Annotated in this window: 11 protein-coding genes and 1 pseudogene; 10 read left to right on the top strand and 2 right to left on the bottom strand. The window is 38.8% G+C overall.

The features are described 5' to 3' along the window. The 5 genes from PLA12_08885 to PLA12_08865 form a co-directional block, all read left to right on the top strand. Positions 1–480 (top strand): FAD-dependent thymidylate synthase (locus PLA12_08885; protein HOQ32613.1); only part of this gene is annotated, 480 nt, incomplete at its 5' end. A gap of 68 nt (positions 481–548) precedes the next feature. Then, a complete protein-coding gene (locus tag PLA12_08880; GenBank protein HOQ32612.1) occupies positions 549–2,585 on the top strand; it encodes a fused protease/ribonucleoside-triphosphate reductase in 2,037 nt (678 codons plus the stop codon). 266 nt (positions 2,586–2,851) lie between these two features. Beyond that, positions 2,852–3,802 (top strand): glucosamine-6-phosphate isomerase, encoded by a 951-nt coding sequence (locus PLA12_08875; GenBank protein HOQ32611.1) that lies wholly within the window; start codon positions 2,852–2,854, stop codon positions 3,800–3,802. Between the two features lie 15 nt (positions 3,803–3,817). After that, a complete protein-coding gene (locus tag PLA12_08870; protein ID HOQ32610.1) occupies positions 3,818–4,522 on the top strand; it encodes a PIG-L family deacetylase in 705 nt (234 codons plus the stop codon). Between the two features lie 330 nt (positions 4,523–4,852). Beyond that, positions 4,853–5,125, top strand: a complete 273-nt coding sequence (locus PLA12_08865) for a hypothetical protein (protein ID HOQ32609.1) — start codon at positions 4,853–4,855, stop codon at positions 5,123–5,125. Between the two features lie 13 nt (positions 5,126–5,138). Here the strand turns inward: PLA12_08865 and PLA12_08860 are convergent, their stop codons facing one another. Beyond that, positions 5,139–5,957 carry a methyltransferase domain-containing protein gene (locus PLA12_08860; protein ID HOQ32608.1) on the bottom strand — a complete coding sequence of 273 codons (819 nt, stop codon included), beginning with the start codon at positions 5,955–5,957 and terminating at the stop codon, positions 5,139–5,141. Between the two features lie 126 nt (positions 5,958–6,083). Between PLA12_08860 and PLA12_08855 the strand changes: the two genes are divergently transcribed. Beyond that, entirely contained in the window at positions 6,084–7,427 is a 1,344-nt protein-coding gene (locus tag PLA12_08855) for a Gfo/Idh/MocA family oxidoreductase (GenBank protein ID HOQ32607.1), read from the top strand. 28 nt (positions 7,428–7,455) lie between these two features. On the opposite strand, the gene PLA12_08850 is transcribed toward PLA12_08855, so the two are convergent. After that, positions 7,456–8,079 carry a sigma-70 family RNA polymerase sigma factor gene (locus PLA12_08850; protein ID HOQ32606.1) on the bottom strand — a complete coding sequence of 208 codons (624 nt, stop codon included), beginning with the start codon at positions 8,077–8,079 and terminating at the stop codon, positions 7,456–7,458. A gap of 193 nt (positions 8,080–8,272) precedes the next feature. Here PLA12_08850 and trpC point away from each other — a divergent pair. The 4 genes and pseudogenes from trpC to trpA all read left to right on the top strand — a co-directional run bounded on the left by trpC (position 8,273) and on the right by trpA (position 11,661). Then, positions 8,273–9,061: pseudogene (gene trpC, locus PLA12_08845) on the top strand (indole-3-glycerol phosphate synthase TrpC). Continuing rightward, positions 9,051–9,668 (top strand): phosphoribosylanthranilate isomerase, encoded by a 618-nt coding sequence (locus tag PLA12_08840; protein HOQ32605.1) that lies wholly within the window; start codon positions 9,051–9,053, stop codon positions 9,666–9,668. The pseudogene trpC and the gene PLA12_08840 overlap by 11 nt, the downstream one beginning before the upstream one ends. Continuing rightward, on the top strand, positions 9,625–10,845 hold the full coding sequence (gene trpB / locus PLA12_08835; GenBank protein HOQ32604.1) for a tryptophan synthase subunit beta: 1,221 nt from the start codon (positions 9,625–9,627) through the stop codon (positions 10,843–10,845). Before PLA12_08840 ends, trpB begins: the two co-directional genes overlap by 44 nt. A 3-nt stretch (positions 10,846–10,848) precedes the next feature. After that, a complete protein-coding gene (gene trpA, locus PLA12_08830; protein HOQ32603.1) occupies positions 10,849–11,661 on the top strand; it encodes a tryptophan synthase subunit alpha in 813 nt (270 codons plus the stop codon).

Here is an 11,661-nt window from a genome sequence, read left to right as displayed (position 1 = left end):
CGTGTTGTTACGCATGAATTGGTCCGTCATAGGGCTGGGACGGCTATATCTCAGGAATCACTTCGCTTTGTTCGATTAGAAACGCTTTCCATGTATATTCCGACACATATTCGTGAGAATGAAAAAGGTATGGAAATTTTTGTTCGAACGGTTGAGGAGATGGAACGATTGCAGAAGGAACTCTCAGACCTTTTTGAATTGGATAAACATCCCTTTGAACTTAAAAAGCAAATTACCTCTGGGTTACGGCGTATTGCTCCTATGGGCGTTGCTACAACAATTGGTTGGTCTTGCAATTTAAGGACATTACGACATGTTATTGAACAGAGGACAGACCCTTCAGCAGAAGAGGAAATAAGGCTTCTGTTTAGTAATGTTTTTTCCATAGTCCAAAAACATTTTCCTAATGTTTTTGTGGATTATGAAACAGAGATGGTAAACGGAATTCCATGGGTAAAAACGAAACATAAAAAGGTTTAATTTATCTTTTTTAAGGTTTGAAATTAAAAATAAAAATTTAAATAGATAAACAAAGGAAGGAATAAACTATGTTGTTTCCAATTCGTGAAAGATTTAAGTTAGACGAGGAATTTATTAATCAATACAAAGACAAGCAACCGAATTGGGGTCCGCTGGGTTATATTACCTATAAGCGAACCTATGCGCGTAATGTTCCTGATAGTGGTGGACGGACAGAGGAATTTTGGGAAACAATCCGAAGGGTCGTAGAGGGTTGTTATACAATTCAGTGGAACCATTGTATCAATCTGAAACTTCCCTGGAAAAAAGATAAAGCCCAACGCTCTGCCCAGGAAATGTTCCGTTTGATGTGGGAATTTAAGTTTCTTCCCCCGGGACGGGGTCTTTGGATGATGGGAACCGATTATATCTATGTTCGTGGGTCTGCTGCGTTGAATAATTGTGCTTTTGTTTCAACGGAAGATATTGACATGGACTTTGCAGAACCATTCTGCTTTCTGATGGATATGTCCATGTTAGGTGTTGGCGTTGCTTTTGACACAAAGGGAGCCCATAAAGTTGTTATACATCAACCCAAGATTGGTGAATATACCCATGTCGTTGATGATTCCAAAGAAGGTTGGGTTGACTTAATTCGTGTAATTTTAAATTCCTACGCAGGTAAAGGCTTGCGCCCTTCACAAATAGATTATTCTCGAATTCGTCCTATGGGTTCGCCTATCCGCACATTTGGAGGAATAGCCCCGGGCCCCGGACCTTTAATTGAATGTGTAAAGAATATTGATATTGTGCTTCAACCGCGTATAGGGCATTCTATCACATCAACAGAAATAACCGACTTGATGAATATCATTGGTAAATGTGTAGTTTCAGGAGGGGTTCGAAGAACGGCAGAATTAGTTTTAGGTTTTCCAGAAGATGATGAATATCTCAAATTGAAAGACCCACGATTGCATGAAGACCGATTGATGGCATGGCGTTGGGCTTCTAATAATAGCGTTATAGCCCGCGAAGGGATGAGTTATCATAAAACAGGCAAACAGACCTCTATCAATGGGGAACCCGGCTATTTCTGGCTGGAAAATGCCCGTGCCTACGGACGGTTAAAAGATGGTCCCAACTGGCTCGATGCCAATGTTGCAGGAACAAATCCCTGTGCCGAACAAAGTCTGGAATCGTTTGAAATTTGCAATCTGGTAGAAACCTTTCCTTCACGACATGCTTCTTTTGAGGAATATAAAAGAACCTTAAAATATGCTTATTTATATGCAAAAACAGTAACCCTTATTCCAACACACAATGAACGCACCAATGCTATCATGCTTCGTAATCGGCGTATTGGACTTTCACAATCAGGGATCGTAGAAAACTTCGAACGAATTGGGAAACGCGAACATTTCCATTGGTGTGATGAAGGCTATAAATATATTAGTGAATTAGATAAAATTTATTCACGCTGGTTATGCATACCTGAAAGTATTAAGAAAACCAGCATCAAGCCCAGTGGAACTGTATCCCTTCTTCCGGGTGTCACTCCCGGGGTGCATTATCCGCACGCTGAATATTATTACCGCACCATACGAATTGATAAGACCAGCCCCTTAATCGAACCCATCCGTAAAGCAGGTTATCGTATTGAGGAGTCCGTCTACGGAGATAACACATGGGTTGTTTACTTCCCTGTTCATCAACCTCATTTCTCTCGTTCCAAGAGAGATGTATCTATCTGGGAGCAGGTTGAAAATGTCGCCCAAATGCAATATTACTGGGCAGATAATCAGGTAAGTGCCACTATTACCTTTAAACCCGAAGAGGCTAAAGATATTCCTTATATCCTTGAACTGTACGAAACACGATTAAAATCTATCAGCTTCTTACCTTTAGAAGAACATAATTATCCTCAGGCACCGTATCAAGAAATTACCAAGGAAATCTATGATAAAGCAGTATCTCGATTGAAACCTATTCAATTCGAGCAAATAAACACATTAGAACAGCAAGACCTATACTGTGATAGTGAAAAATGTGAATTGCCAACCATACGGAAACCTACTCAACAGGAGGTTACTTTCGAAACACCTGAAGAAGCCTCTATTCCAAAATAATAGGGTATATCCGACAATTAAAAAAATAGATAGTTTTCACCTACCAATGAATATATAATGGCAAAAGAATTTTGTTTTTTGTATACAAATTTATAAGGTTCATTATTAGGATATTCCAGGGATATTTATTAGAATCAAGCAATACTTGATATGTCCTACAATTCCTTTTCCTTTTCCAGAAATTTGAAAGGAATATAAAATGGGTTTATACTTTATAAAAAGTATGTGATTATTAAACCTATAACATGTTTTGAAAGGAAAAGGATATGAATTTATTAGACACGCTCAAAGGTTCACTACTTGAACAATTCTTTCCCAAAGGATGGGACTTGAAAAAAATTGAAAAATGCTGTGCAAATCCACCATCAAAAGTATTAGAACGGCAAAAATGGTGGCATAAGAATTTTGAACCTGTAATTTGCGAAACTCTGGAAGAATTCAATGTAAAGATTGGTCATAGGATTGCCTATGAAATATGCGCCGGCAAGGAAGAGGGCAAACAGGTTATTCTAATCCTCCCTGTAGGTCCTATGGGAATGTATAAATGGGTTGTATATTTCCTTCAAGAATGGGGGGTGGATTGCAAACATGTGTGGGGATTTAATATGGATGAATGGAGTGATAAGAACGGGAATACCTTGCCACCGAAATCTGCAGGGGCTTTTCAGAATGCCATGGAAGATGCATTTTATGGGCCTCTGGGGAAATTAACAGTACCCGAAAAACAGCGCTTTTTTGCTACAAAAAAACTGTTGCCTCAATACCCGGAAAAGATAGGTGAATTGAAAAATAATGGTGCCAAACTTATTCTCGTTTTTGGCATTGGTCGAGTATTCCATATCGCTTTCTGGGAACCTCATTTTGCGGAGGAATTTAAATCTGTAGAAGAATGGAAAAAACAGGATTATCGGCTCGGAGCCCAATTGCATCCGTTAACTATTGAACAAAATGCAATCACCAGTTTCAAAAGCAGAACAACATTAGTTCCCTGTTTTGCAAATACAATTGGTCCGGGTATTTTTCTGAAAGCAGATAAAATTATTGGCGGCGCCGATGGAACATTAGGTAGAGGTATGATGTGGCAGGGCATGAGCCTCTGGGTTACATTGCGATATGGTCCGAATATTTGGGTTCCAAGCAGTTTTATGCCTACCCTCCCCGGCAATTTGTTCTTCTTGAAAGAACTGGCAGGACCTCTTAATCCCGAATGTAATTAGAGGGGGGTATATGAAATGAATATTTTAGCAATAGGTGCTCATCCTGATGACTTAGAAATCCTCTGCGGTGGAACATTAGCGAAATATTCGAAGAAGGGGCATAAAGTTTTTATGGCTCATCTTTGCAATGGAAACATGGGCGGGAAAGACATCCCTATGGAGCAATTAGCAGAAATCCGTAATAATGAAGCAAAAAAAGCAGGTGAAATTATCGGTGCGGAAGTTTTGGGTCCTGTTTGTGACGACTTAGGGGTTTTATTTACACAGGAAATGAGAGCCAAAGTAACCGATATTGTTCGGAAAGCCTGCCCCGACCTGATTATTACTCACAGTCCACAGGATTACATGACAGACCATATTATCACACAGCAATTAGTATTTGATGCTGCTTTTTCTGCAACATTACCTAACTATAAAACAGAATTTCCTGCACACGAAAAAATCACGCCTATCTATTATATGGATACGATATTAGGTCTTAAATCTCAACCCGAATTTTATGTTGATATAACAGATTATTTCGAGACGAAAAAAGCAATGTTAGCAAGTCATGAAAGCCAATACAAATGGCTTAAAGGACATCATATAACCGACCCATTCATTATGATAGAAACCACAGCAAAATTTCGTGGATTACAAGCAGGCGTCCTCTATGCGGAAGGTTTTACAATTGAAAAAGTCTGGGGAAGAATTCCTCCCCTTGATTTATTACCTATATAAAATTAAGAATGGGATAATCGTGACATTGTATGAATCATCTGAAATTCTAAGCCGAACATAATCGAATTTTAAGTAAATTTCCAGAGTACTGCTTTGTATAAAATCGGACAATTTAGGGGTTTGTTTTTTTTCAAAAGTGATTTATTTTTATTCAGAAATATCTCGAAATTTAGATGTAATTTTTCTTGAAAAAAATTGTATATTTTTGATATAATAATTACATGGACAGATAAATTATTGACAATGATGTTTTATTTATATAATTATATTAATATTGTTTATTCACATATCTGTCTTTGTTATAAAATGGATTAATAGGGATATAAGAATATGAATTATGGTTTGCTGGAAGAGATTTTATTAAAACATCCAGATGTAGTAGAAGTTTGCACCATAGCAGTTCCAAAACCAAGTAAAGAGAAAGAAGCCAAAATATTTGTGGTGCTCAGAGAGAATGCGAAAGCAACCCCTGAGGAGTTAATGGCTCATTTAAAAAGTCAGGTTAATGGTCAATCGGAAAAGATAGACATTGCAATTATTGATGAACTTCCAAAATCCCCTGCTGGTATCGTTCTTCGTAAAAAATTAATTGCACTCTGCTAATTTTTATTAATTTTTATTTATTGCATTTTTTCTTCCTGCACAGATATAAAATCTGACTATTCGGGATTTTATATTTAATAATTTCATCAGCAGAAAGCACTGTTTCGGGTTTGATTTCCTCATATTCGAACATATCAAGCCTTTCTTTAAAGTCCAGAGGAGAATATCCCCGCACATGGTCGAAGATATCCGGTCGAGGGGCACCATATTCAATGGTTTCCTTTTGGTCCATCATAAAAGGCACCATCAAGAGTAATTCCCCTGCTTCTGATAGAATTCTTTCGAGTTCGTGGAGGGCTTTTCTGTCATCAAAAACATGTTCGAGGACATGCAGGCATACAATACCGTCAAAACTACCTTCTTTGATAGGAAGATGGTGTATATCTGCAACAAAACGCGGAGGGCCTACTTGTTGCAAAGCAGAGGGAGCATAATCCGTTGAAAAGAGGAAAAGATTTTCATGGCTTTCTAAAATTTTTCGAAAATGATGTTCAGGTGCAAAATGAAGTATTTTTGTGTTTTGCCGATTGTTCTGAAGGAAAGATAGCGGAGTGCGTTTTAAAAAAAGGGTAAAAAATCGGTGTCTTTCATGTCCCCGACATGCAGGGCATTCCACCTGGGGAACAATAAACCAACCACAATCTAAATAGCGAAAACCATACCCTTTCCAGCCACAACAAGGACATTCCACAAAAGGTGGAAGTAAATAGTTTTGTAACTTTCTTATACCATTGAGGAAATAAGTTTTCAAAGCGGTCCACATAGACTGAAAGCCATAATGGGTATACCGCCATTTTAATGTATGTAAAATATTTTTTATTCGTGATACCATTATATTTCGTAAAAAATATTTTGGATTTCTAATTGGTTTTCTGTATGATTAATTGAATAGTATGATAACATAAATTATAATGTTTGTTTTGGAATTTATGAACCTTTAAAAGAAGGAAAGTTGAGAATGAATAATCAAAATCGTAGGGAGTTCATAAAAAACACCTTGATTTCTTCAGGGATTGGAATGGGTCTGCTTCAAAGTTCTTTATTTGCCCAGCAAGCAGAAAAAGCCAAAGAAGAAGCAAAAAATGTTTCTCCGAATGAAAAAATCCATTTGGCTTTAATTGGTTGTGGTGGAATAGGAAAAGTGGATTTGTCCACTTTCTTTTTAAATCCGGAGGTTGACTGTAATGTTATATGTGATATTGACGATGCAATGCTTGCGGAAGCAGAAAAACTTGTTGAAGCCCAGCGGGGACATAAACCGGATAAAGAGAAAGATTTCCGAAAGGTAATTGAACGGAAAGATGTAGATATTGTTTTAGTGGCTACACCGGACCACTGGCACGCTTTACCAACTATTTATGCATGTGATGCAGGTAAGGATGTTTATTGCGAAAAACCTTTAGGAAAATCCATTGATGAAGGTCGGGCTATACTTGAGGCTGCCAAGAAGAATAATCGGATTATTCAGATGGGAACACAATGGCGTAGTGGCACGCATTATAAAGAGGCCATTGATTTTGTGCAATCGGGGAAATTAGGAAAAATTCGTTTGGTTCGTGCATGGGCATATTTGGATTGGGTTGGTGGTATCGGCAATCCACCAGATAGCGACCCACCCGCTGGTGTGGATTATGACATGTGGTTGGGACCGGCTCCGAAACGCCCGTTTAACAAAAATCGATTTCACTTTAATTTTCGATGGTTCTGGGATTATGCAGGCGGTTTAATGACCGATTGGGGAGTGCATTTACTTAATATTTGTCTCTGGGGAATGGGTATGGAAATGCCCAAACGAGTTAGTTCGATGGGAGGCAAATTTGTTGTAGATGATAATTCCGAGACACCGGATACGCAGATAGCCCTATACGAATTCCCTTCTTACAATCTTGTTTTTGAACAACAGATGTTAGGAGGTATAGGACCTAATGGGAAACCTCATGGCATGCTTTTCTGCGGGTCTGAAGGCACATTGGTGATAGATGATAGTGGTTGGGAACTTACTCCAGAACCGAAAAAGAAAAGTCTGGAAAAGATGGTTGGAGAACAGGGAAAGGATGCGAGACCCGCTCATGTCCGTAATTTCCTTGATTGTGTAAAAAGTCGTGAGCAACCGGTTGAGAATATAGAATTAGCCCATTTCGTTTCTACAGTGGCTCATTTAGGAAATCTGGCTTTCCGAACACAGGCAGAGGTACATTGGGACCCTGTAGCCGAAAAGGTAACTAATAATCCTAAGGCAGATGCTCTCGTTGGATGTGAATATCATAATGGTTGGAAACTACCTTATAGTCGGAGAGGATAATCACTAACTCTTAATATTTTCAGTTAAGCTAAACTTTTGTGCGTTGCTTACGCAAGCGTGTTTTCGGAGGAGGAGAAGATGTATCCGCCTCATTTTTACTCTTTTCTAAGTATTCACGCATCAAGCGTCTACCGCGGAAAAGACGAGACATAACCGTCCCAATAGGGCAATTCATTACATCGGCAATTTCTTTATAAGAATAGTCCTGCAAGTCCGACATAATTACCGCAATACGAAATTCTTGGGGTAAGGAATCCAATGCCTTTCTAACAGGGTCATCTAAAAGTTCGAGAAGATGTTCGTAACTATCGGGTTGTGCTATTACACCGGGAACATTAGAATCGGGTGAAGCACTTTTTGCAGGTTCATTTCCCAATAGTTCCACTTTGTTGGGTTCTTTGGACTTTTTTCGATACTCATTAATAAAAGTATTACGCAGTATTGTCAGGAGCCATGCCTTCATATTGGTTCCTTTCTCAAACTGCTCATGGAAACGAAACGCTTTGACCATAGTGCTTTGTGTTAAATCCTGGGCATCTTCCCGATTACGGGTAAGACGGAAAGCTACACTGAACACGAGGTCAATATATTTCACGACTTCCTGTTCAAATTCAGGAGTATATTTTTCTGTCTTTTTGCCCTTTCTATTCAAAAAAGCCCCTTTCAAATAAACAATATTTCATTATTTTTCTTATCCTTCCGTAATAAGTTTACCAATTTCATAATCATTTGAGCAAACTACGAAGAATAATTGCTATTTTTTTGTTTGTATAAAACGATATGAATTTATGATAAGATTTGAAATATACTATTGTTTTTTACTGGGGAATAAGGTTCAGAAGAATATGATTTTAGATGAAATTGTTCAAAATAAAAAGGTCGAAGTTAAAGAAAGAAAAAGAGAAAATCCGATAGGCTCTCTTTATGAGAAGATAAAAAATATCGAGAAACCGCGTTGTTTTATTTCATCTTTAAATCGCCCCTATCCTACCCTGATTGCAGAAATAAAAAGGCATTCTCCATCACGAGGACCTATATGGGAAGATTTAAAACCTTCGGAATTGGCTTGCCAATATCAATCTGCTGGAGCTTCTGCAATTTCTGTATTAACCGACACAAAATATTTCCATGGCCGTTTGCAGGACTTACAGGAAGCCCATAAGGCGGTTCAGGTTCCCTGCCTTCGCAAAGAGTTTATTATTGACGAATATCAAATTTATGAGACGCGAGTCCATCATGCGGATACATTGCTACTAATCGTTTGAATTTTATCAGATACGCAGTTGAAAGATTTTCTAAGTTTAGGTCGGGAATTGGGAATGGAACCTCTGGTAGAGGTGCATAACGAAAAGGAAGTAGAACGAGCAATAGATGCAGGTGCAAAAATTATTGGTATTAATAATCGGGACCTGGATACACTTGAAGTCAATATTGAAACGACACTGCGTTTGAAAAGGGATATTCCTGAGGATTATATTGTAGTAAGTGAAAGCGGGATAAGTCATCCTCAAACAATACAGAAATTCTATACATGTGGTATCCAATCTTTTCTAATTGGAGAATCTATTTTATACAGTCGCAAGCCTGAAGATTTTATCCCATGGCTTTTAGGAAAAGGTAAGTATGAAGGTTAAAATTTGTGGTATTACGAACAAGGAAGATGCCTTAATGGCGTGTGATGCAGGAGCAGACGCCATCGGGATTGTTATGGCTCCGGAAGCAAAGGTTCGAAATCGCTATGTGCCTTTTGAGGAAGCTATCGAAATATTGGAAGTAATTCCTCCTTTTGTGGCCACAGTAGGAGTTATTGTAAATGAGCCCATGGAAAAATGGGTTCAATATTTAACTTACTTTGACCTTATACAGATGAGTGGAGAAGAAACACCGGAAGAAATACCCTTAGGGCAATCCATTATAAAATCTTTCGCTGTAGATGAAAATTTCACACTAAAAAATATGCTGTCTTACAAAGTTCGGGGTTATTTGCTGGATGCGAAAATAGGGAAAGACCACGGAGGAACAGGAAAGGTTTGTAATTGGGAGAAAGCACGAGAAGCAGTAGACACAGGGAAACCTATTATTCTTGCAGGGGGATTAAATATAGATAATGTTGTTGAAGCCATTCATAAAGTCCGCCCCTATGCAGTAGATGTATCCACAGGGGTGGAAGAATATCCCGGAAAAAAGGATGAAAACCTTGTCAGAGAATTTATTTACAGAGCAAAAAACGCCTTATCCTGATGGTAAAGGCAGATATGGAGATTTCGGTGGGCGTTTTGTTCCCGAAACATTATTTGTTGCGTTAGAGGAATTGGAGCAGGTGTTCCGTTCCGCACGCGAAGATAAAGAATTTCAAAAGACTTTTCAAAGTTATGCCCGAGACTATATCGGTAGACCTACACCTTTATATTTTGCCCAACGATTAACAGAATATTTAGGAGGGGCTCAGATATATTTTAAGCGGGAAGATTTGGCTCACACGGGCGCCCATAAAATTAATAATGCATTGGGTCAATGTTTATTAACAAAGCGAATGGGGAAAACCCGGGTTATCGCAGAAACAGGAGCCGGGCAACACGGTGTAGCAACGGCTTCGGCAGCGGCTCTATTAGGGCTGGAATGTTGTATTTACATGGGCACCGAGGATATGGAGCGACAACGATTAAATGTATTTCGTATGAGGCTATTAGGGGCACAAGTTGTAGGTGTTGATGCGGGTAGCAAAACATTGAAAGATGCTATCAATGAGGCTCTACGCGATTGGTCGTTAAATGTAAAGAATACCCATTATGTTTTGGGAACAGTTCATGGACCTCATCCATTTCCATGGATATGTCGAGAGTTTCAAAAGATAATTGGAATAGAAGCCCGACAACAAATTCTTGAACACGCAGGTAAATTACCTAACTTATTGGTTGCCTGTGTGGGTGGCGGTAGTAATTCTATTGGATTGTTTTATGAGTTTCTAAATGATAAAGATATTGAAATGGTTGGAGTTGAAGCAGGGGGAAAAGCCATTGCTCCCGGAATGCATGCGGCACGGTTTGCAGGGGGAAGTTTCGGAATGTTACATGGTGCTCAAAGTTATGTCCTACAGGACGAATTTGGGCAAATTGGAACTACTCATAGTATATCCGCGGGTCTGGATTATGCCAGTGTGGGACCGGAACATGCATGGCTTTATTCTTCCGGTAGAGTTAAGTATACCTATGCAATGGATGATGAGGCACTAAACGCATTCCAATTATGTGCCCGATTAGAAGGGATAATTCCGGCATTGGAAAGTTCCCATGCTATTGCGTATGTATTGAAAGAAGCTCCCCGTAGGCCCCAAGACCATATTATTCTTGTGAACCTTTCCGGTCGGGGTGATAAAGATGTTGAACATGCTTCAAAATTTATCAAACTGGATACTTAAAATATGAACAGAATTGAAGAAAGATTGAAAGTATTAAAGCAAAACAAAGAAAAAGCCTTTGTTGCTTATATTACCGCGGGTTATCCTTCACCGGATTACTTTGAACCTATTATGCTTGCATTGGATAAAGCCGGTGTAGATATTGTAGAAGTAGGGATTCCCTTTTCAGACCCTGTCGGAGATGGACCTGTTATTCAGGATGCTTCCTATCACGCATTATTAAATGGAACTACTCCTGCAAAGGTATTGGAATGGGTCGCTAATTTACGCAAAAAAACCAATATCCCTATTCTCCTTTTTACCTATTTTAATCCAATTCTTGTGCAGGGTATTTCTTCATTCTTACAAAAGTCGGCTCAAATCGATGTAGACGGAATACTCTGCGTGGATTTACCCATAGAAGAAGCAGATAACTATAAAACAGAAGCAGAAAAAAATCATCTATCAACGGTTTTTTTAGTAGCTCCGAATAGTTCCGAAGAACGAATACAACACATTGTTCAAAAATGTTCTGACTTCGTTTATTATGTATCGCGATTAGGCGTTACTGGAGAAAAAGATACCATCGCGGCAGACCTTTCTACCTCTGTGGAACGAATAAAAAAATATACCGACTTGCCCGTAATGGTTGGATTTGGTATATCGAAGCCGGAACATGCTTCTTTTGTTGCTTCAGTATCCGATGGCGTAATTGTGGGTTCTGCTTTTGTCCGATATTTGAAAGAGCATGCAAAAAATCCTCAATGGGAAGACGGTTTTGTTAGATATGTAAAATCATTAGTAGATGCCACAAAAAAAGAAAAACAGCCTGAATAA

The organism is Candidatus Hydrogenedens sp., assembly GCA_035378955.1.
Lineage (GTDB): Bacteria > Hydrogenedentota > Hydrogenedentia > Hydrogenedentales > Hydrogenedentaceae > Hydrogenedens.
Note: the sequence above shows the minus strand (reverse complement) of the source record. Positions and strands in the feature narration are given on the sequence as shown.

Bases quoted from the DNA above. Each gene is read 5' to 3' on its own strand.
- trpA (HOQ32603.1), top strand. From the start codon at position 10,849: ATGAACAGAATTGAAGAAAGATTGAAAGTATTAAAGCAAAACAAAGAA.
- PLA12_08880 (HOQ32612.1), top strand. From the start codon at position 549: ATGTTGTTTCCAATTCGTGAAAGATTTAAGTTAGACGAGGAATTTATT.
- PLA12_08840 (HOQ32605.1), top strand. From the start codon at position 9,051: ATGAAGGTTAAAATTTGTGGTATTACGAACAAGGAAGATGCCTTAATG.
- PLA12_08855 (HOQ32607.1), top strand. From the start codon at position 6,084: ATGAATAATCAAAATCGTAGGGAGTTCATAAAAAACACCTTGATTTCT.
- PLA12_08870 (HOQ32610.1), top strand. From the start codon at position 3,818: ATGAATATTTTAGCAATAGGTGCTCATCCTGATGACTTAGAAATCCTC.
- PLA12_08875 (HOQ32611.1), top strand. From the start codon at position 2,852: ATGAATTTATTAGACACGCTCAAAGGTTCACTACTTGAACAATTCTTT.
- PLA12_08865 (HOQ32609.1), top strand. From the start codon at position 4,853: ATGAATTATGGTTTGCTGGAAGAGATTTTATTAAAACATCCAGATGTA.
- PLA12_08860 (HOQ32608.1), bottom strand. From the start codon at position 5,957: ATGGTATCACGAATAAAAAATATTTTACATACATTAAAATGGCGGTAT.